13 protein-coding genes are annotated in these 20,870 nt (G+C 62.3%); 7 read left to right on the top strand and 6 right to left on the bottom strand.

Annotated features, from left to right (window positions below; all coding sequences use genetic code 11):
* Positions 1-3: 3 nt before the first annotated feature.
* The 5 genes from aqpZ to Q8O96_RS10530 form a co-directional block, all read right to left on the bottom strand.
* Positions 4-702 carry an aquaporin Z gene (gene aqpZ, locus Q8O96_RS10550; protein WP_115581828.1) on the bottom strand — a complete coding sequence of 233 codons (699 nt, stop codon included), beginning with the start codon at positions 700-702 and terminating at the stop codon, positions 4-6.
* Between the two features lie 346 nt (positions 703-1,048).
* Positions 1,049-2,881 carry an ABC transporter ATP-binding protein gene (locus Q8O96_RS10545; RefSeq protein ID WP_102861681.1) on the bottom strand — a complete coding sequence of 611 codons (1,833 nt, stop codon included), beginning with the start codon at positions 2,879-2,881 and terminating at the stop codon, positions 1,049-1,051.
* A gap of 91 nt (positions 2,882-2,972) precedes the next feature.
* On the bottom strand, positions 2,973-3,536 hold the full coding sequence (locus tag Q8O96_RS10540) for a peptidylprolyl isomerase (RefSeq protein WP_102861682.1): 564 nt from the start codon (positions 3,534-3,536) through the stop codon (positions 2,973-2,975).
* Between the two features lie 3 nt (positions 3,537-3,539).
* Positions 3,540-4,343: an alpha/beta fold hydrolase gene (locus tag Q8O96_RS10535; RefSeq protein ID WP_250329282.1), complete on the bottom strand. Its 804-nt coding sequence runs from the start codon at positions 4,341-4,343 to the stop codon at positions 3,540-3,542.
* Between the two features lie 30 nt (positions 4,344-4,373).
* The gene (locus Q8O96_RS10530) at positions 4,374-5,297 is read right to left on the bottom strand and encodes a LysR family transcriptional regulator (protein ID WP_102878799.1); all 924 of its coding nucleotides are present in this window, start codon (positions 5,295-5,297) and stop codon (positions 4,374-4,376) included.
* A 49-nt stretch (positions 5,298-5,346) separates the two neighbouring features.
* On the opposite strand from Q8O96_RS10530, the gene Q8O96_RS10525 reads away from it, so the two are divergent.
* From Q8O96_RS10525 to Q8O96_RS10515, 3 genes are all read left to right on the top strand, one after another.
* Positions 5,347-5,661, top strand: coding sequence for a 3-phosphoglycerate kinase (locus Q8O96_RS10525; RefSeq protein WP_102861685.1), 315 nt, complete (start codon positions 5,347-5,349; stop codon positions 5,659-5,661).
* Between the two features lie 158 nt (positions 5,662-5,819).
* Complete coding sequence (locus Q8O96_RS10520; RefSeq protein WP_102861686.1) at positions 5,820-6,419, top strand: FMN-dependent NADH-azoreductase; 600 nt, start codon at positions 5,820-5,822, stop codon at positions 6,417-6,419.
* A gap of 245 nt (positions 6,420-6,664) precedes the next feature.
* The gene (locus tag Q8O96_RS10515) at positions 6,665-7,528 is read left to right on the top strand and encodes a carboxylate/amino acid/amine transporter (RefSeq protein WP_102861687.1); all 864 of its coding nucleotides are present in this window, start codon (positions 6,665-6,667) and stop codon (positions 7,526-7,528) included.
* Between the two features lie 193 nt (positions 7,529-7,721).
* Here Q8O96_RS10515 and Q8O96_RS10510 read toward each other — a convergent pair whose 3' ends face one another.
* The gene (locus tag Q8O96_RS10510; protein ID WP_115581831.1) at positions 7,722-9,020 is read right to left on the bottom strand and encodes a mechanosensitive ion channel family protein; all 1,299 of its coding nucleotides are present in this window, start codon (positions 9,018-9,020) and stop codon (positions 7,722-7,724) included.
* A 193-nt stretch (positions 9,021-9,213) separates the two neighbouring features.
* Between Q8O96_RS10510 and Q8O96_RS10505 the strand changes: the two genes are divergently transcribed.
* The 4 genes from Q8O96_RS10505 (at position 9,214) to Q8O96_RS10490 (ending at position 20,870) form a co-directional block, all read left to right on the top strand.
* Positions 9,214-10,554: a DEAD/DEAH box helicase gene (locus tag Q8O96_RS10505; RefSeq protein WP_042941946.1), complete on the top strand. Its 1,341-nt coding sequence runs from the start codon at positions 9,214-9,216 to the stop codon at positions 10,552-10,554.
* A 420-nt stretch (positions 10,555-10,974) separates the two neighbouring features.
* The gene (locus tag Q8O96_RS10500; protein WP_305948765.1) at positions 10,975-12,717 is read left to right on the top strand and encodes a ShlB/FhaC/HecB family hemolysin secretion/activation protein; all 1,743 of its coding nucleotides are present in this window, start codon (positions 10,975-10,977) and stop codon (positions 12,715-12,717) included.
* Between the two features lie 27 nt (positions 12,718-12,744).
* Positions 12,745-20,526 (top strand): DUF637 domain-containing protein, encoded by a 7,782-nt coding sequence (locus tag Q8O96_RS10495; protein ID WP_305948764.1) that lies wholly within the window; start codon positions 12,745-12,747, stop codon positions 20,524-20,526.
* Positions 20,523-20,870 carry a DUF3969 family protein gene (locus Q8O96_RS10490; protein WP_305948763.1) on the top strand — a complete coding sequence of 116 codons (348 nt, stop codon included), beginning with the start codon at positions 20,523-20,525 and terminating at the stop codon, positions 20,868-20,870. The genes Q8O96_RS10495 and Q8O96_RS10490 overlap by 4 nt, the downstream gene beginning before the upstream one ends.

Below are 20,870 nucleotides of genomic sequence, written 5' to 3'. Positions count from 1 at the left end.
TGCTCAGCCGTCTTCCTTGCCCAGCCAGCGGTAGAGCACGGCGCCGATCACTGCGCCGAGGATCGGTGCCAGCCAGAACAGCCACAGTTGCTGCAGGGCCCAGCCGCCGACGATCAGCGCCGGGCCGGTGCTGCGGGCCGGGTTGACCGAGGTGTTGGTGACCGGGATCGAGATCAGGTGGATCAGGGTCAGGGCCAGGCCGATGGCGATGGGCGCCAGCCCCGCCGGGGCGCGTTTGTCTGTGGCGCCCAGAATGATCACTACGAACATCCCGGTCATCACCAGTTCACAGACAAACCCCGCAGCCATTGAATAGCCGCCGGGGGAGTGCTCGCCATAGCCGTTGGAGGCCAGCCCCGCGGCCAGCTCGAAGCCGGGCTTGCCGCTGGCAATGAAATACAGCAGCGCTGCGGCGATGGCCCCGCCGATGACCTGCGCCACGATATAGGCCGGCAGCTCCCTGGCCGGAAAGCGTCCGCCCACCACCAGGCCCACGGACACGGCGGGATTGAGGTGGCAGCCGGAAATATGGCCGATGGCGAAGGCCATGGTCAGCACCGTCAGGCCAAAGGCCAGGGCGACGCCCAGCAGACCGATGCCGACATTGGGAAACGCCGCCGCCAGCACGGCGCTGCCGCACCCGCCGAGAACCAGCCAGAAGGTCCCGAGCAATTCAGTCATGGAACGTTTGAACAAAGACATGAGTGATTCCTTGATAGGTCAACCTATCAACGCGATACAACTGTTATGCATCCCGCGGGTTAACTGCAGGTTCTGTCCCGGAACCTAGGCTCAGTACAGCAGGCTTTTGGCGCAATTCCAGCCCGCAAAAAAACGCCAGGGCCCCTGGAAACAGGGCCCTGGCGTCGCGAGGCACAACCTTCTGCACCTGATTGCTGTAGCCGCTGCCGCAGGCTGCGACCGAGTCCGCAGGACTCGCAAGGCGATTACCACGATTGACCAGGCAAACCGCGGATGCAGGTTCTGCGGCCCCTGCGGTGCCGATCGCAGCCTGCGGCAGCGGCTACAGATCAGTCGCCGCCGCGGGTCAGTCGATGCCGACGAATCCTCCAGTCTGGTGCTGCCACAGGCGCGCGTACAAACCACCATGGGCCAGCAGTTCGGCGTGGGTGCCGGCTTCGGCAATGCGCCCCTGTTCCAGGACGATCAGGCGGTCCATGCGGGCGATGGTGGAGAGGCGGTGGGCGATGGCGATCACGGTCTTGCCCTGCATCAGGGTCTCCAGGCTTTCCTGGATCGCCGCTTCCACTTCCGAGTCCAGGGCCGAGGTGGCTTCGTCCATGATCAGGATCGGCGCGTCCTTGAGCAGCACCCGGGCAATAGCGATGCGCTGGCGCTGACCGCCCGACAGCTTGACCCCGCGTTCGCCAACGTGGGCATCGAAGCCGGTGCGGCCCTGGGCATCGGACAGTTGCGGGATGAACTCGTCGGCCCGGGCCTTGCGCACCGCTTCCCAGAGCTCCTCGTCGGTGGCATCGGGGCGGCCGTAAAGCAGGTTGTCACGGATCGAGCGGTGCAGCAGCGAGGTGTCCTGGGTGATCATGCCGATGCGCTCGCGCAGGCTTTCCTGGGTCACCTCGGCGATGTTCTGGCCGTCGATGAGGATCTGTCCGCCCTGCAGGTCGTAGAGGCGCAGCAGCAGGTTGACCAGGGTCGATTTACCGGCCCCGGACGGGCCGATCAGGCCGATCTTCTCCCCGGGACGGATGTCCAGGTTGAGGTCGCTGATGACCTTGTTGGCCTTGCCGTAATGGAACTCCACATGCTCGAAGCGCACGCCGCCCTTGGCCACGGCCAGCTTGGGCGCCTGTTCGCGGTCGGTGAGTTGCAGCGGCTGGGCGATGGTCTTGAGGCCGTCCTCGACCATGCCGATGTTCTCGAAGATGCCGTTGATCACCCACATGATCCAGCCGGACATGTTGACGATGCGGATCACCAGACCGGTGGCCAGGGCGATGGCCCCGGCGCTGATCAGCGACTGGCTCCACAGCCACAGGGCCAGGCCCGTGGTGCTGACGATCAGCAGGCCGTTGAGGCTGGTGATGGTCACGTCCATGGCGGTGACCACGCGGCCGGCCAATTGGCTTTTCTCGGTCTGCTCGGCGATGGCTTCGCGGGCGTAGCTCTGTTCGAAATGGGTGTGGGCAAAGAGCTTGAGGGTGGTGATGTTGGTGTAGCCGTCGACGATCCGCCCCATGAGTTTGGAGCGGGCGTCGGAGGCGTCCACCGAGCGCTTCTGGATGCGTGGCACGAAGTAGCGCATGGCACCGATGAAACCGGCGATCCACAGCAGCAGGGGGATCATCAGGCGCCAGTCGGCGTCGGCGAACAGCACCAGCGAACCTATGGCGTAGATGGTCACGTGCCACAGGGCGTCGATCACCTGCACCGAGGAGTCCTGCAGCGAATAGCCGGTCTGCATGATGCGCTGGGCGATGCGCCCGGCGAAGTCATTCTGGAAGAAGTTCAGGCTCTGGCGCAGCACGTAGCTGTGGTTCTGCCAGCGGATCAGGCTGGTCATGCCGGGGTTGATGGTCTGGTGCATCAACAGGTCGTGCAGGCCCACCATCAGCGGCCGGAACAGCAGGGCCACCACCGCCATCCAGGCCAGCTCCAGGCCGTGGTCGGTGAATACCTGGACGCTGGGCGTGCCCTGGGCCAGGTCGATGATGGTGCTCAGGTAGCTGAACAGCGACACCTCGATCAGGGCCACGAACAGGCCCACCACCAGCAGGGCGACGAAGCTGGGCCAGACTTGCTTGATGTAGTGGAAGTAGAACGGCAGGACCCGATTGGGCGGGGTGGCGCTGGGGGCGTCGCGGAAGATATCGATCAGTTGTTCAAAACGACGAAAGAGCATGGGGGTCTTGAAGCCCGGGGTACGGGCTCTCCTGTTCTGAAAGCGGACGGGGCGCCGGGTAGGGCGCCGCCGTCGGGACAGGCTGGCGGATTCAGTCGATGCGCTTGGCCGACTTGATCAGCACCGGGTCCACAGGCACGTTCTGCATGCCTTGCTTGGTGGTGGTTTGGGAATTGACGATCTGGTCCACCACGTCCATGCCGCTCACCACCTTGGCGAACACCGCGTAGCCGGCATCGCGGCCCGGGTCGAGGAAGGCGTTGTCGGCGACGTTGATGAAGAACTGGCTGGTGGCCGAGTTGGGGTTGGAGGTGCGGGCCATGGACAGGGTGCCGCGAACGTTATGCAGGCCGTTGGAGGCTTCGTTCTTGATCGGGTCGCGGGTGTCTTTCTGCACCATCTGCGCGGTGAAACCACCGCCTTGGGCCATGAACCCCGGGATCACCCGGTGGAAGATGGTGTTGTTGTAGAAGCCGCTGTCGACGTAGTCGAGGAAGTTCTTGCTGGAGATCGGTGCCTTGACCGGGTCCAGTTCGACTTCGATCTTGCCGAAGCTGGTGTCCAGCAGGACGTGAGGCGCCTTGGCCGGTTGGGCGGCCATCAGGTTGGCAGCGAACAGCACGGAGCCGGCGACGAGGGCGATTTTTTTCAGCATGGTTCAGTGATCCTGAGTGGTGGTGTCGACTGTGGTTATGAAGTCCAGCAGGGTGTGGTTGAAGCGCTGCGGCTGGTCCAGCGGCGTGGCGTGTCGGGAGTCCTCGATCACCACCAGCCGTGCATCCGGCAGCAGTTTGACATAAGCCTCTTTGACCGCCACCGGGGTGTAGTCGCGGTCGGCGCTGACGACCAGGGTTGGACAGGTGATCCGCCCCAGACGTTCCTGCACTCCCCAGCCGACGATGGCGTCGAAGCTGGCGAGATAAGCACGTTTGTCGTTTTTTGCCCAGCGCTCGGCCATCTTTTGCCGCAGCTCACCCTGCTCCGGCTTGGGAAACAGGCGTGGCCCCAGGGCCTTGCCGATGGCGGCCGGGCTCAACACCCGGGCCAGGCTCCAGCGCTTGAACCACTGCCAGTAGTCATTGGCGCTGCGTAGCTTGACCTCGGGGGCGCTGTTGACGATGCACAGGCTCTTGAGCAGTTGCGGCTGATCCACCGCCAGTTGGAAGCCGATCATGCCGCCCATGGACAGCCCGGCGTAGTGCGCGGGGCCCAGGTTCAGGTGCTCGATCAGCGCCACGATGTCGGCGCTGAAGCCCGGGATGCTGTAGCGCTCCCGAGGTTTGTCGGAGCGTCCGTGACCGCGAATGTCCGGGATGATCAGCCGGTAGCGGGCCGCGAGCTCGGGGATCTGTTTTTCCCAGTCCAGGGCGCTGGAGCCCAGGCCGTGAACCAGCAGCAGGGGTTCGCCCCGGCCGTATTCCTCGTAGTGCAGGGTGCAACCTTCATGCTCGAAATACGCCATGGCAGAACTCCTGTTCTGGTGGGTGGGACGTCAGGCTTGCTCGGGGGCGGCAAAGGGCGCATCCAGGGGCGCGGTGTCGAAGGTGCGCAGCAGTTCCACGAGGATCTGCGTGGCCGGGCCCAGGGGTTTGTCCTTGTTGGAATAGAGGAAGAAGGTCGGATGGCGGCTGCCGCCCTGGTCCAGGGGCAGGACCTTGAGCAGGCCTTCGCGCAGCTCCCGTTCGATCAGGTGCCGGGGCAGCCAGGCAAACCCCAGGCCGCTGCTGACGAAGGTCGCGGCGGTGGCCAGGCTGCCCACGGTCCAGCGTTGTTCGGCGCCGAGCCAGCCCACATCCCGCGGCTGCTGGCGACCGGAGTCGCGGATCACCACTTGCAACTGGCTTTCCAGGTCCTGGAAATGCAGTTCCCGTTGCAGGCGGTGCAGGGCGTGTTCCGGATGGGCCACGGCGACGAACTCCACCGAACTCATCTCGGTGCCCAGGTAACCGGGAATGTTGAAGCCACTGATGGCCAGGTCGGCCACGCCTTCGAGCAGCACTTCCTCGACCCCGGACAGCACTTCTTCGCGCAAGCGTACGCGGCAGCCACGGCTTTGCGGCATGAAGGCGGTCAGGGCGCGCACCAGGCGCGCATTGGGGTAGGCGGCGTCCACCACCAGTCGCACTTCGGCTTCCCAGCCCTGTTCCATATGGTGGGCCAGGTCTTCCAGCTGGCTGGCCTGCTTGACCAGTTGCCGTGAGCGGCGCAGCAACACGCCGCCGGCTTCGGTGAGCACCGCCTTGCGGCCATCGATGCGCAGCAGCGGCACGCCGAGCTGGTCCTGCATGCGCGCCACGGTGTAGCTGACCGAGGACTGCGAGCGGTGCAGGGCTTCGGCGGCCTGGGCGAAGCCGCCGTGATCGACCACCGCCTGCAGGGTGCGCCATTGATCCAGGGTCACGCGGGGCGCTTTCATGAGGGACTCCTCTTGTCCTAAGCTGGCGCTCCTTATTGGAGACTGCCGAATGAGAAAATTCTGTTGTGTGTTGCTGGCGCTGTTGCCCCTCTGCGCCTGGGCCTATCCCATCGATGTCGAGAAGCAGTTGAACGGCCAGAGCATCGACTACACCACCTTCGATACCGATGAAGACATCGGCTCCATCCAGTTGAACAACTACGGCAAGAACGACGCCGTGTGTTCGGTGGTGTTTCGCAATGGCCCCGAGGCGCCCCGCACCCGCAAGGTGGAAGTGGCGGCCGGTAAGAGCAAGAACGTGACCGCCAAGTTCAATCGCAAGATCATCAAGCTGCGCCTGGACCTGAACTGCCAGGCCAAATGATGGACTCTGGGCCGGCCCGGCGTACTGCGTTAGGGCTGGCTCCGCTTATAAACGAATTTGTTGATTGGTTATAGCAGTTATTTGCGCTTTTTCATCGATATCACTCTGTTTAATCTGCGCTCCATCGACTTACGCATACCCCGATGGAGGCTTCAGCCATGTCCCGCGTCCTGATCATTGAAAGCAGTGCCCGCCAGCAGGATTCCGTATCCCGGCAATTGACCCAGACCTTTATCCAGCAATGGCAGGCCGCTCACCCCGGCGACTCGATCACGGTGCGTGACCTGGCCCGCAACCCGGTGCCGCATTTGGACGCCAACTTGTTGGGAGGCTGGATGAAACCTGCCGAGCAGCGCAGCGCCGCCGAGCAGGAGTCGCTGCAGCGCTCCAATGAGCTGACCGAGGAGCTGCTGGCCGCCGACGTGCTGGTGATGGCCGCGCCGATGTACAACTTCGCCATTCCCAGCACCCTGAAAGCCTGGCTCGACCATGTGCTGCGTGCCGGGGTGACCTTCAAGTACACCGACACCGGGCCCCAGGGCCTGCTGACTGGCAAGCGTGCCTACGTGCTCACTGCTCGGGGCGGCATCTACGCCGGCAGCAGCGCCGATCACCAGGAACCCTACCTGCGTCAGGTCATGGGCTTTATCGGTATCCACGACGTCGAGTTCATCCACGCCGAAGGTCTGAACCTGGGCGGCGACTTCCACGAAAAGGGCTTGAACCAGGCCAACGCCAAGCTGGCCCAGGTGGCCTGAGCCCCGTCGGGCGAAGCGGCGCTGCAAGATGGGCGCCGTTAATCCGCAGATAATCCGCCAGTGTTCAAGTAGCGCCTGCGGATCCCCTTCAAGCCGGTTCGCGCATCGAACCTCCCTTTGCACTGGTTGCTTCTTCAGTGCCGACGCCCGATTGCACGCCTAGCGAGATCGGGCTTTTTTTTGCCCGGGATTTCATCTGTACCGGCAAAACCGCTATCGTCGCCGCCATTCAAGATGAGGCGAACATGGGCTATCTACTTTTTGTCACTCTGATCCAGGCGTTTTCCTTCAGCCTGATCGGCGAATACCTGGCCGGGCATGTCGACAGTTACTTTGCGGTGCTGGTGCGGGTGTTGCTAGCGGGGCTGGTGTTTCTCCCGCTGACCCGCTGGCGCCGGGTGGAACCGGCCTTCATGCGCGGCATGCTGCTGATCGGGGCCCTGCAGTTCGGCATCACCTACGTGTGCCTGTACCTGAGCTTTCGGGTGCTGACGGTGCCGGAGGTGCTGCTGTTCACCATCCTCACGCCGTTGCACGTGACCCTGATCGAAGACGCCCTGAACCGGCGCTTCAACCCCTGGGGGCTGCTGGCGGCGCTGGTGGCGGTGGCGGGCGCGGTGGTGATCCGCTACGACAGCGTCAACCCGGACTTCTTCATCGGCTTCTTGCTGCTGCAACTGGCCAACTTCACCTATGCCGCCGGGCAAGTGCTGTACAAGCACCTGGTGGCGCGCTACCCCAGCGACCTGCCGCATTACCGGCGCTTCGGCTACTTCTACCTGGGGGCGTTGCTGGTGGTACTGCCGGCGTTCCTGCTGTTCGGCAAGGCCCATTACCTGCCTGATGCGCCGCTGCAATGGGCGGTGCTGCTGTTTCTCGGCCTGGTGTCCACGGCATTGGGGATGTACTGGTGGAACAAGGGCGCGTGCCTGGTGACCGGCGCCACCCTGGCGGTGATGAACAACTTGCATGTGCCGGTGGGGCTGCTGGTCAATCTGCTGATCTGGAACCAGCATGAAGACCTGGGGCGCTTGTTGCTGGGCGGGTTGGTGATCCTTGGGGCGGTGTGGATCAGCCGCCGCGGCTCTACGGTGCTGGCGACTCGCTGAGGCAGCGATCCAGGGGCTGGATGCTGGCGGCGCTGCCGGGCTGGTTGTAGCCGCTGCCGTAGGCTGCGACCGAGTCCGCAGGACTCGCAAGGCGGCCGCCGCGTATGACCAGGCGAACCGCCAACACAGGTTTCACGGCCCCTGCGGGGCCGATCGTCCGAACGCGGCCCGAATCTTCGGCAGCGGCTACAGGTTAAAGCGCGTGCTTTTCTGGTTGTGGAACATGGCTGGCGCCCGCTATCGCCGGCAGCAAACCGGCCCGCAGATCGGTGCCGCTGGGCTGCTGGTAGAGGTTCAGGCCAAATTCCGGCATTACCGCCAGCAAGTAATCGAAGATATCCCCCTGGATGCGCTCGTAATCCACCCAGGCCGTGGTGCGGGTGAAGCAGTAGATCTCCAGCGGAATGCCCTGGGCCGTGGTCTGCATCTGGCGCACCATGCAGGTCATGTTCGGCTGGATCTCCGGGTGGCTCTTGAGGTACGCCAGGGCATAGGCGCGGAAGGTGCCGATATTGGTCATGCGCCGGCGGTTGGCCGATAGCGCGGCGACGTTGCCCTGGGCTTCGTTCCAACTCTTGAGCTCGGCCTGCTTGCGCCCGATGTAGTCGGTAAGCAGGCGCACCTTGCTCAGTCGCTGTTCTTCGTCGTCATGCAGAAAGCGCACGCCGCTGGCATCGATGTACAGGCTGCGCTTGATCCGCCGGCCGCCGGACTGCTGCATGCCGCGCCAGTTCTTGAACGACTCGCTCATCAGGCGCCAGGTCGGGATGGAGACGATGGTCTTGTCGAAGTTCTGCACCTTGACCGTGTGCAGGGTGATGTCCACCACGTCGCCGTCGGCACCCACCTGGGGCATCTCGATCCAGTCGCCGACCCGCAGCATGTCGTTGCTGGTCAACTGCACGCTGGCGACGAAGGACAGCAGGGTGTCCTTGTAGACCAACAGGATCACCGCCGACATGGCGCCCAGACCGGACAGCAGCAACAGCGGCGAGCGGTCGATCAGGGTGGCGACGATGATGATCGCGCCAAACACATACAGCACCATCTTCGCCAGTTGCACGTAGCCCTTGATCGAGCGGGTGCGGGCGTGTTCGGTGCGCGCGTAGATGTCCAGCAGGGCATTGAGCAGGGCGCTCAGGGCCAGGAGCTGGAACAGGATGGTGAAGGCCATGGCCAGGTTGCCGAGGAACAGCAGGCTGGTCTTGCTCAGCTCCGGCACCAGGTGCAGGCCGAACTGGATCACCAGGGACGGGGTCATTTGCGCCAGGCGGTGGAACACCTTGTTGTGGCGCAGGTCATTGAGCCAGTGCAGGGACGGCTGGCGGCCCAGCAGCCTGACGGCGTGCAGGACCAGGTAGCGGGCCACTCGTCCGAGCACCAGGGCGATCACCAGTAACAGGGCCAGGCCGATGCCGGCGTGCAGGAGAGGGTGTTGATCGAGGGCTCCCCAGAGGTCCTGGGTATTGAGCCAGAGCTGTTTGAAATCCATGGGCTAAAACGATTCTTCTATGAGGCACAAGGGCAGGATTAGAGCATTTAACCCTGACAAAGTTACGGTTAAGGGCAAATCGGCTAACAAAAAACCAACTCTTTGCCACCGTTTGCACAAAGAAACTCGGCCTGCGCGCTCGAAACCGTTACCCTATGCAGCTGTTTTTTTGCATATCTTCGAGGTAGCACCCGTGTTTTCCCAATTCGCCCTGCACGAACGCCTGCTCAAAGCCGTGGCCGAGCTTAAATTTGTCGAGCCGACGCCGGTGCAAGCAGCGGCTATTCCGCTCGCGCTGCAAGGGCGTGACCTGCGGGTGACGGCACAGACCGGCAGCGGCAAGACCGCGGCCTTTGTCCTGCCAATCCTTAACCGTCTGATCGGCCCGGCGAAGATCCGCGTCAGCATCAAGACCCTGATCCTGTTGCCGACCCGGGAACTGGCCCAGCAGACCCTCAAGGAAGTCGAGCGTTTCTCCCAGTTCACCTTCATCAAGTCCGGCCTGATCACCGGCGGTGAAGACTTCAAGGTCCAGGCCGCCATGCTGCGCAAGGTGCCGGACATCCTCATCGGCACCCCCGGGCGCATGCTGGAGCAACTCAACGCCGGCAACCTGGACCTCAAAGAAGTCGAAGTGCTGGTGCTCGACGAAGCCGACCGCATGCTCGATATGGGCTTTGCCGAAGACGTGCAGCGCCTGGTGGACGAATGCCCGAACCGCCAGCAGACCATGCTGTTCTCCGCCACCACCGGCGGTTCCGGCCTGCGGGAAATGGTCGCCAAGGTCCTCAACAACCCTGAGCACCTGCAACTCAACAGCGTCAGCCAGCTCAACGAAACCACCCGTCAGCAGATCATCACCGCCGACCATAACCAGCACAAAGAACAGATCGTCAACTGGCTGCTGGCCAACGAGACCTACCAGAAGGCCATCGTCTTCACCAACACCCGGGCCATGGCCGACCGCATCTACGGCCGTCTGGTGGCCCAGGATTACAAGGCGTTCGTCCTGCACGGCGAAAAGGACCAGAAGGACCGCAAGCTGGCCATCGACCGCCTGAAGCAGGGCGGGGTCAAGATCCTGGTGGCCACCGACGTCGCCGCCCGTGGCCTGGACGTGGACGGCCTGGACCTGGTGATCAACTTCGACATGCCGCGCAGCGGCGACGAATACGTGCACCGCATCGGTCGTACTGGTCGTGCTGGCAATGATGGCCTGGCCATCTCGCTGATCTGCCACGGCGACTGGAACCTGATGTCGAGCATCGAGCGCTATCTCAAGCAGAGCTTCGAGCGCCGCACCATCAAGGAAGTCAAAGGCACCTACAGCGGCCCGAAAAAGGTCAAGGCGTCCGGCAAGGCCGTTGGCGTGAAGAAGAAAAAGACCGACGCCAAGGGCGACAAGAAAAAGTCCGTGGCCAAGGCCCCGACCAAGCGCAAGACCGCCAACCGGCCGAAAAGCGACAGCCTGGTCAGCCAGGACGGTCTGGCGCCGCTCAAGCGCCGCAAGCCTCAGGCGCCGGCAGCCGAATAAGCCAGCGGCCAGCGGTAAACGAAAAACCCGGACCTGGTCCGGGTTTTTTTTGGCTGGCTTTCAGAGCTACTCCGGGCCTCGATGGCTCAACTGGCCTTGGGTTTCCCGGCCCATTCCGGCATCCCGGGCAATCTGGGTAATCTGGGCCATGCCCCCGAGTTTTGGCTAAGTGGCCAAAGCTCGAAGAGACGCTTCTGGCGGATCAACAGCCCGCTGCCAAGAAACCTTTCCTGAAAATTCAGAAGTGTCTGATTTGTCGGTTATTGGGGTTAATCCAGTATCGGCACCCACTGCAAGGCCCGGATTCCGGGGAGTGTACGCAGTTTTTCGGGGCGTTCAGCGCTTATTTGACGCCAAGATGATGGCACATTAACATCGCCCGCCCTGTCTGACCCTTGCTGCCCTTTCGAAGGACCGAATATGTCTATCCCCACCCTCGGGATGAGGTTGTGCCGTGCCTTGTCCTGCCTGCTGCTGACAGTCCCGCTGTCCATGGCGATTGCCGCGCCCTTGCCCGCACCGACCTTCAACCCCGGTGACCAGGACCTGATCCGCGACCGGCAGAACCGCCTGCTGGAAGAACAGCAGCGGCGTCTCGAAGAACTCAAGGACTTGCCCGGCAAGAGCGCCGCGCCTGTAGCGCCCAGCGCGCCCAGCGATAGCCGCTGCTTCCCGATTCAGGATATCCAGCTCAAAGGCGCCGATTCGCTGTCCGCCAGCGAACGCGAGAGCCTGCTCAAGCCCTATATCGGCCAGTGCCTGGGGGTGGCCCAGCTCAACGAGCTGCTCAAGGTCATTACCAACCGCTACATCGAGAAGGGCCTGGTCACCAGCCGCGCCTATCTGCCGCAACAGGACCTGTCCAGCGGCCACCTGCAGGTGCTGGTGGTAGAGGGCAAGCTCGAAGGGCTCAAGGCCGCCGAGGGCAGCAAGCTCACAGCCCGCGAACTGAACATGGCCTTTCCCGGCAGCAGCGGTGAGCTGCTCAACTTGCGGCAGATCGAACAAATGGTGGACCAGCTCAACCGCCTGCCGTCGAACCAGGCGCAGATGGAACTGGCCCCGGGGCAGGCCGTGGGCGGCAGTGAAGTGCTGGTCAAGAACAACCCGCAAAAGCCCTGGCGCGTCGGTCTGTCGCGCAGCAACGAGGGCCAGAAGAGCACTGGCGAGCAGCAGTGGGGCAGCTCTTTCGAATGGGACAGCCCTCTGGGCCTGGCCGACCAACTGGTGTTGCGCGGTGGCCACGACGCCGTCAGCGACCACCAGAAAACCTCGCGCAACGCCATGCTCTACTACAACCTGCCGTTTGGCTGGTGGAACCTCAGCTACAGCTACAGCCAGAGCGAATACCGCTCCCTGGCCCAGGCCGTGGGCTTCAACTTCAAGCAGACCGGCGACAGCCAGAACCATCAACTGCGCCTGGAGCGGGTGATCCACCGCGACGCCCTGAGCAAGACCTCGCTGAACAGCGGCCTGAGCTACCTGCGCACCAACAACTACATCGAAGACAGCAAGCTGAGTAACAGCAGCAACCGCCTCAGCGAAGCCCAGTTCGGCATCAACCACGGTCGGCGCATCGGCGGCGCCTTCCTCAACCTCGACCTGGGGCTGCAGGACGGTATTGGCGCCTTCGATGCCCAGCGCGAAAACCAGCGTGACCGATACGGCAATCGCCAGGCCAACGCCCGCTACCGCAAGTACACCGCCACCGCCAGCTACCTGCAGCCGTTCAAGCTGTGGGACGAGTCCCTGGTGTTCAGCAGCCTGGTCACCGGCCAACGCAGCGAGGATGTGCTGTTCAGCTCGCAACGCATGAGCCTGGGCAGCCAGTCCTCGATCCGTGGCTACAAGGACCAGAGCCTCAATGGCGACAGCGGCTACTACTGGCGCAACGACCTGCGCTGGAGTCGCCCGGTGGCCTGGGACTGGCTGCGCCCGGTGTTCGCCGAGTACGGCACGGGGCTGGGCTATGACCTCGGCGCGATCCGCAACGACCGCTACAACGCCGAGCAGCATGGCCGGGTCTCCAGCGACTCCATCGAGTTCTTTGCCCGCGGCAAGAACCTCGCCGCCAGCGTGACTTTTGCCCATTCCCTCGAACGGCCCGAAGCCCTGAGTGAACGCGAAGCGCCGATCTATTTCCGTTTGGACCTGTTCCTTTAATTCCGCTCTTTACCCGAGATACATGACATGGACGTTCGTCAGTTTGCCTTTCTGGCCCGCCAGCCTTCCGCCACCCTGCAAGCGCGGGATACGTTCTGGGGGCTGTCCAAGCGCGGACTGGCGTTCATCCTGGCCAACATGATGTTCTGGCAGCCCGTGGTGGCGATGGCCGACGGCATCGTGGTCAACGGCAGCGGCACCACACTGGGTCAGGCCGGCAATGGCGTGCCCATCGTCAACATCGCCGCCCCCAATGGCGGTGGCTTGTCCCATAACAAGTTCAGCGACTACAACGTCGGCCAGCAGGGCGTGATCCTCAACAACGCCATCAACCGCACCCAGGAAACCCAACTCGGCGGGATCATCCTCGGCAACCCCAACCTGGGTGGCCGCGCGGCCAATGTCATCCTCAACGAGGTCAACGGCGGCAGCCCCAGCCAGCTCAAGGGCTACACCGAAGTGGCCGGGCAATCGGCCCATGTCATCGTTGCCAACCCCTACGGCGTCAGCTGCAACGGCTGCGGCTTCATCAACACCCCGAAAGCCACCCTGACCACCGGCAAGCCGGTGATCGAGAACGGTCAGATCCAGCGTTACCAGGTGGACCAAGGCAGCGTCGCCATTGAAGGTGCGGGGCTCAACGCGAGCAATATCGACCAGTTCGAAATCATCACCCGCAGCGCCAAGATCAACGCCGAGATCCAGGCCAAGCACCTGGCGGTGATCGCCGGGGCCAACGATGTCGACGCCAAGACCTTGAACGCCACGGCGCGGACCGCCAACCCGGCGGATGCGCCGCAACTGGCCATCGACAGCAGTGCCCTGGGCGGCATGTATGCCGGGGCGATCAAGCTGGTGGGCACTGAAGCCGGGGTGGGGGTGAAACTCGACGGCAAACTGATCGCCAGTGGCGGTGATATCCAACTGGATGCCAACGGCCAGTTGCGCATGGCTGACGCCACCGCCGAAAAGGGCGCGGTGGCGATCAAGGCCGGCAGCCTCGATGCCCAGGGCGCGGTCTACGCCGGCACCGAGCTCAGGGTGCAAACCCAAGACGACCTGAACAACCACAGCACCCTGGCAGCGGCCAACAGCATCAATCTGGGCAGCGGCGGGCAACTGAACAACCACGGCATCATCGAAGCCGGGGTCAACCTCGACAACAGCCGCAACCCGAACGGCGATGTCACCCTGACGGCGCAAAACCTGAACAACAGCGGCAAGAGCGTGGTGGCCAGCCGTGATCTGACGGTCACGACCAAGCAGACCCTGAACAACCAGGGCGGCACCCTGAGTGGGCAGCGCCAGGTAACGGTCAGCGCTGGGACTCTGGATAACAGCCTTGAGGGCAAGCTGCTGAGCGCCGAGCGCCTGCAACTCGATGCCGATCAGGTGCGCAATGGCCAGGGCGGCCTGATCAAGAGCCAGCAGTCCCTCAACGCCACCCTGGGCCACCTGGGCAACAGCGGTGGCGAGCTGTCGAGCCAGGGCAGCAGCACCCTGGTGCTGGCCGGCATGGACAACCTCACCGGCGTGGTGCTGGCGCAACAGACCCTGGAGATGACCGGTACTGCGGAACTGGACAACCAGGGCGGGCTGCTATCGGGCTGGCAGGGCCTGACCCTCAAGGGCACTGGCCTGAACAACAGCAACAAAGGCACCGTTTCCAGCCTCAAGGGCGGTGTCGACATCACCCTCAGCGACGCCTTGAACAACAGCCAGGGCGGCGCCCTGGTCAGCCAGCAGGCCCTGGACGTCAAGGCTGCGAGCCTCGACAACAGCCTCAAGGGCGTGATCTCCAGCGCGGGTGCACAGAGCCTCAAACTCAGCGACCGGCTGGACAACAGCCAGGGCGGTTCCATCGACAGCGCCGCCACCCTGACCCTGCAGGCCATGGCCCTGGGCAACCAGAGCGGCACAGTCAACGCCACCGGCGACCTGGAATTCATCGGCAGTGACCTGGACAACAGCCACGGCACCTTCACCGGCAAGCAGGGCGTCACCCTTGATCTGCTGGGGCACTTGATCAACAACCAGGGCACGCTGTCTGCCGCCGGCCCTTTGCTGCTCAAGCGCAGCACTAAGGTTGAGAACCAGGGCGGCGAACTCTCCAGCCAGCAGTGGCTGCGGCTGTTCACCGAACACTTGGACAACCGTCAGAAAGGCCGTGTCGCGGCCAATGACTCGGTGTTGATCAGCGCCAGTGGCGAAGTGCAGAACAGTGATGGCGGCGAGATCCTCAGCCGCGAAGCCGACCTGCAACTCAATGCCGATCACTTGGATAACGCCAAGGGCCTGCTGCAGGCCAAGACCACCCTGGGCCTTGAGGTTGCCGCCGCTACCGGCAACCAGGGCGGGCAGATCATTGCCCAGCAGGGCGACCTGACGCTCAAGGCGGGCCACCTCGACAACAGGGCCGGCAAGGTGTCCGCTCTCAACGGCGGCGCCACCCTGGAAACCGCTGCCGATGGCCGCCTCGACAACCGCGACGGCGCGCTCTTCGCCCAGCAGGGCCTGCATATCAGCGCCAAGGACCTGGACAACAGCGCCGGCCAGATCAGCGCCCGGCAGATTGAGCTGGAGCTGGCTGGCGCCCTGGACAACCGCCAGGGCCTGATCGAAAGCCGCAGCACCCTGGCCACCGCCGCCGCCAGCCTGGACAACCAGCGCGGGCAACTGCGGTCCCTGGGCCTGGTGAGCAAAACCCGCTTCGATATCGGCGGCACCTTCGACAACCGCGACGGCCTCCTGGAAACCGCCAACCACGACCTGGACTTCGACGCCGGCGGCTTCAACAACCGCGGCGGCAGCCTGCTGCACAGCGGCAGCGGGGTGTTCGGCATCTCCATGGCCAACCTCGAAGACGTCGGCGGCCGCCTGAAGACCGCCGGCCAACTGACCCTGGAGGCCGAGCGCTGGACCAACAGCAGTGCAATCCAGGCCGACCAGTTGCTGGTCAAGGTCGACCACCTGACCCAGACCGCCGATGGCCAGCTCCTGGCGGGCAACGGCCTGACCGGCAGCGGCAGCCACTGGAGCAATGACGGCCTGATCGGCAGCGACGCCGCGCTCAACCTCGACCTGAGCGGTAACTACAGCGGCAAGGGCCGCCTGAGCAGCCTCGGGCAACTGGACCTGCATGCCGCCCAACTGGATCTGGCGGACAGCGCCAGCATCGCCGGCGGCGCCAACAGCACCCTGAAGATCGACGGCGCGCTGAACAGCGCCGGGCGCATCACCGCCAAGCAGAACCTGCACCTCACGGCCGCCAGCATCAACAACCACGGCACCCTGGGCAGCGGCGAAGACCTGAACCTCACCGCCGCCACCCTGCTCAACGACCACGGCCTGATCTCCAGCGGCGGCAATATGCAGCTGCTGACCACCAGCTTCACCAACCGCTACGCCCAGGTGTACAGCCTGGGCACCGCGCTGATCGCCAAGGACGACCAGCAAACCCGCGCCGACCTGCTGGACAACCGTTCCGGGGATATCGAAAGCCTCGGCAAGCTGAGCATCGCCGCCAGTACCGTCAACAACGTCATGGACGTGCTGGAGTACACCGAGCACGAAAAGAGCGCGGCCAGTATCACTCGCCTGTCCTGCACCCTGATTCCCGGCGCCGGCTGCGACGACCGCGGCGGCGGCCGCATCAACGGTCTGTGGGAAGTGGCCGAGACCGACCGCCTGCGGGTGACCAACAGCAGCGCCGCCGCCAGCCTCAACAGCGGCGCCGACTTGCAGATCGACACCCAGACCCTGACCAACACCAGCAGCCTGATCACCGCGGCCGGCGACATCAACGTCAAAGCCGAGACCGTCCACAACCAGGGCCTGCAACCCCAGGAAATCACCACCCTGCGGCGCTACTGGAGCTTCGTCAACGAAACCGGCAACGCCGCAGCCCATGCCGCCGCGTTCAACGCCCGCAACAACCCGACTCCGTCTGCCAGCTTTGCCTCCGACCTCAGCGCCTTTATCGCCTGGACCGGGGTAATGCTGTCCTCCAGCAGCAAAGTGGTGGATGGCGACCAATCCTTCGCCGCCACCATCCAGGCTGGCGGCAAGGTCAACCTCAAGGCTGACAAAACCCTCGACAACAGCGTGATCCGCTCCTTCTACGAGTACGTCGGCGCCGGCAAGACCCTGACCGACACCGGCGTTGGCAACGGCTACTCGACGCCGATCCGGATCAACCCGCAACTGCCCCCGGAACTGGCCCAGCAACAGGTCAACCCCCTGATACTGCCGGGCTTCACCCTGCCCACCAGCGGCAACGGCCTGTTCCGCCTCAGCGGCCAGGGCAGCACCTTGGCCCAGGCCCCGACGCCTGCGCAGATCGCCGGCCTGCCGGACGCCGCGAGCCTGTCCCGGCCGCACAAGTACCTGATCGAAACCAACCCGGCGCTGACCAACCTCAAGCAGTTCATGAGCTCGGACTACCTGCTGTCCAACCTCGGCTACAACCCGGACGAAAGCGCCAAACGCCTAGGGGACGGTTTCTACGAACAGAAACTCATCCAGCAAGCCATGGTGGCCCGCACCGGCCAGCGCTTTATCGACGGCCAGGACAGCAACGAAAAGCTCTTCAAGCACCTGATGGACAACGCCATCCAGAGCAAGCAACAGCTTGACCTGTCGGTGGGCGTGACCCTGACCTCCGAACAAATCGCCGCCCTGACCCACGACATCGTCTGGCTGGAAAGCCATGAAGTGAACGGCGAACAAGTGCTGGTGCCGGTGCTGTACCTGGCCCAGGCCAACAACCGCCTGGCGCCCAACGGCTCCCTGATCGCCGGCAAGGACGTGAGCCTGATTGCCGGCAAGGACTTGAACAACGTCGGCACCCTGCGCGCGGCCAATGACCTGTCGTCGGTGGCGGGGGAGAACTTGGTCAATAGTGGGTTGGTGGAGGCGGGCAACCGCCAGGACCTGCTGGCGGGCAACCATCTGGTCAACCGCGCCGGCGGCATCATCGCCGGGCGCGACGTGACCCTGACCACCACCCAGGGCGACGTGATCAACGACCGCACCCTGACCACCCACCAGAGCAGCAGCGAAGACTACGTCCGCGAGCAGCGCCGCGACTTCCTCGACAGCGCCGCCCGCATTGAAGCCGGCAACAGCCTGAGCATCGATGCCGAACGGGACTTCGACAGCAACGGCAGCGTCCTGCACAGCGGTGGCGACACCCGCATCAAGGCCGGTCGCAACGTCAGCCTCAACGCCGTCGAGCAAGTGGTCAGCAACGACCGCGGCATCGGCAACCTCGACCAGAGCAAAACCCAGCACGGCGCCACCCTGGACAGCGGCGACCTGAGCATTGAGGCCGGAGGCAACGTCACCGCCACCGCCAGCCAGATCGACGCCAAGGGCGACGTCTCGATAACGGCCAAGGACCACCTGACCCTGGCCTCGGCCGCCAATGAACAACACTGGGCCAGCAAGACCGGCACCACCAAGAGCGAAGAGGATAGCGTCCACCAACAAGCCACCACGGTGACGGCGGGCGGGGATGTGATGCTCAAGGCCGGCCAGGACATGACCCTGATTTCCAGCAAGGTCAAGGCTGGGGATGAAGCCTATCTGGTGGCTGGTGGTCAGTTGAACCTGCTGGCGGAGCAGGACAGTGAGTACTCGCTGTATGACATGAAGAAGAAGGGGGGCTTTGGCAACCTGCAGACCCAGCGTGACGAAGTCACCCGCACCACACATATCGGCAGCGAAATCAGTGCCGGTGGCAACCTGACGCTTAAGAGTGACGGTGACCAGAAGTATCAGGTCGCCAAGTTACAAAGCGGCAAGGACATCACCCTGGATAGCGGCGGCGCTATCACATTCGAAGCTGTCAAGGATCTACACCAAGAGAGCCACGAGAAGACCAATAACAACTCTTTCTGGGTGTCCTCCAAAGGCAAGGGCAATACCGACGAAACCCTGCGCCAGACCCAGATGGTGGCGGCCGGCAATATCGTGATCAAGGCCGTTGATGGCCTGAAGATCGATGTGAGGCAGGTCAACCAGCAAACCGTCAGCCAGAGCATCGACGCGATGGTCAAGGCCGACCCGCAACTGGCATGGCTCAAGGAGGCCGAGAAACGCGGCGATGTTGATTGGCGGCTGGTGAAGGAGATCCACGACTCCTACAAGTACAGCAACTCCGGGCTGGGGCCGGCTTCGCAGATCATTATTGCGATTGTGATGGCGGCGGTGGTTGGGCCTATGGCAATGGGAGCTATGGGGACTGCCACTGGTGGAGCGGTTGTTGCGGGGACCATGAGTTCGGGAACTGCTGGAATGCTGGTGTCGGGTGCAGGAGCTATTGCTACAGGCGCTGCGACTAATGCAACTGTTAGCTTTATCAACAATGGTGGAAACCTGGGGGCGGTCTTCAAGGATGTGACCTCTTCGGATGCAATGAAGGGGTATGTGATTTCAGGGGTGACAGCTGGTTTGACTACTGGTTACTTCGACAAGTGGGTTGGAGGTAAAACCAACGTATTGACCGGCAAAGTTGATCTGCAATTAAACACTTGGGCAGGTGTTGGGAAGTTTGCGGCCAACCAGACCTTGCAAGGTGGGACCTCGATGTTGCTGAGCAAGGCGCTGGGGCAGGGTGGCAATGCCAGTGATGTGCTGAAGAATGCCCTGTTCAACACCTTGGCGGCAGCCAGCTTCAATGCGGTGGGTGATTACACCCTAGGTGTGTTTGACGACGGCTCGCTGCCGAAAATAGCCATTCACGCGATGGTCGGAGGACTACTGTCGGAAGCTACCGGTGGGGACTTTAAGACTGGCGCTCTGGCGGCAGGTGCTAGCGAAGCTTTGGTCGTGGAACTAGGCCAGTTGGTCAAAGGTGATGAAAACCTATTGGTCATGAGTTCACAAATTGTCGGTGTATTAGCAGCTGCCTCGCAAAAGGATGCCGATGCACAGTCAATAGAGAAGGGCCGCTGGGTCGCACAGCAGGCAATCCTTTACAACAACCTCAATCATGCGGCGGCAGAAAAGCTGCTCAAGGAGATCAAAGACTGTCGTGCCGCGGGAGGCTGTAGCGAAAGCAAACTTAAAAGCATTCTGGGGAAATATGAGAGCTTGTCTGCGGAACGTTCCAATGCCATCAATGCATGTGGTACCCGCGCGTGTGTAGACAAAATCCTAAATAGCTCGATCCGAATGGACGACCCCGTTTCTCAGGAGCTTCTTGGGCTGTTACGGCAGACAACCTATGACACCCCTGGCTTGTTGCAGGGAAATCCAGATTTGGTTAGTTGGCAGAGTCCTAACCCAAGCGGTTGGGGAGATACTTTTGCACTGGACAAGCAACAGGCGTTTGCGAAGAACCTCAAGGAGGGATGGCTGACTCCTCAGGAGTTGGCTGACCTCGACCGTTGGAATGACTCTACCTCTTGGGTGGATAGATCCGCAGGACGGAAGTTAGAGCCTAAAGAAAAAGCTAGTATTCTGTTGGAACTGGGCACAACGGCCGCGATGGCGCTGATGGGAGGCAGGGGAAGCGTTGGGGCTAGTGGGAAAGAAACAGGGATAAAATATCTATATGACTCTATTAGAAAGGCGCCGCAATTTCCGGAGGGGTTTAGAGAGAAGGTTGGTGGTACTACTAAGAATGTAGTGAACGATAAGTCGCTGTTGGCTGAGTTGCGAGCAGCTGAGCCGGGGAAGTGGTCTAAAGTATATAAGGATGGATATGATTCAAAAGGGGGGATAATGTCTCTTCATTACTTTCAAAGCGAAAGTGGGAAAGTGTTTAACTTGAAGACTAAAGACTATTGGAGTAACAGCAAGTGAAAGATTTTTCATTGGTGATTGAACTTTTTGATGCTGAAGAGGCGGCTAGGTTTTTATCCGCTACCTCTATTGGGCTGTTAACTATGGTTGTTAATGGTCTTATGAGTTTGGATGAGGCAGAAAGACTCATGTTTACCCCAAGGACATCCAGAGTTTTGAAGGGGAAAGGTATTTCTCAAGAGTTTTGTAATCTCGTGATGAATTGCTGTGAACTAGAAGATGTTCTTGATTTGATCCCTCTAAAATTTGAGGATTCAGTAAGGGAAAGAATTTTTGAGTTTTTAGAGTTTCTGAAGAAGACAAAGGCTCAAGATCCCAAGTTGGAGCACTTGGATCTTCGATAG

The sequence above is a fragment of the Pseudomonas sp. LPH60 genome (assembly GCF_030718165.1).
GTDB classification, from domain to species: Bacteria; Pseudomonadota; Gammaproteobacteria; order Pseudomonadales; family Pseudomonadaceae; genus Aquipseudomonas; species Aquipseudomonas danubii.
Note: the sequence above shows the minus strand (reverse complement) of the source record. Positions and strands in the feature narration are given on the sequence as shown.

Excerpts from the sequence above, each read along its gene's own strand:
- aqpZ (WP_115581828.1), bottom strand. The coding sequence starts at position 702 with ATGTCTTTGTTCAAACGTTCCATGACTGAATTGCTCGGGACCTTCTGG.
- Q8O96_RS10545 (WP_102861681.1), bottom strand. The coding sequence starts at position 2,881 with ATGCTCTTTCGTCGTTTTGAACAACTGATCGATATCTTCCGCGACGCC.
- Q8O96_RS10540 (WP_102861682.1), bottom strand. The coding sequence starts at position 3,536 with ATGCTGAAAAAAATCGCCCTCGTCGCCGGCTCCGTGCTGTTCGCTGCC.
- Q8O96_RS10535 (WP_250329282.1), bottom strand. The coding sequence starts at position 4,343 with ATGGCGTATTTCGAGCATGAAGGTTGCACCCTGCACTACGAGGAATAC.
- Q8O96_RS10530 (WP_102878799.1), bottom strand. The coding sequence starts at position 5,297 with ATGAAAGCGCCCCGCGTGACCCTGGATCAATGGCGCACCCTGCAGGCG.
- Q8O96_RS10525 (WP_102861685.1), top strand. The coding sequence starts at position 5,347 with ATGAGAAAATTCTGTTGTGTGTTGCTGGCGCTGTTGCCCCTCTGCGCC.
- Q8O96_RS10520 (WP_102861686.1), top strand. The coding sequence starts at position 5,820 with ATGTCCCGCGTCCTGATCATTGAAAGCAGTGCCCGCCAGCAGGATTCC.
- Q8O96_RS10515 (WP_102861687.1), top strand. The coding sequence starts at position 6,665 with ATGGGCTATCTACTTTTTGTCACTCTGATCCAGGCGTTTTCCTTCAGC.
- Q8O96_RS10510 (WP_115581831.1), bottom strand. The coding sequence starts at position 9,020 with ATGGATTTCAAACAGCTCTGGCTCAATACCCAGGACCTCTGGGGAGCC.
- Q8O96_RS10500 (WP_305948765.1), top strand. The coding sequence starts at position 10,975 with ATGTCTATCCCCACCCTCGGGATGAGGTTGTGCCGTGCCTTGTCCTGC.
- Q8O96_RS10495 (WP_305948764.1), top strand. The coding sequence starts at position 12,745 with ATGGACGTTCGTCAGTTTGCCTTTCTGGCCCGCCAGCCTTCCGCCACC.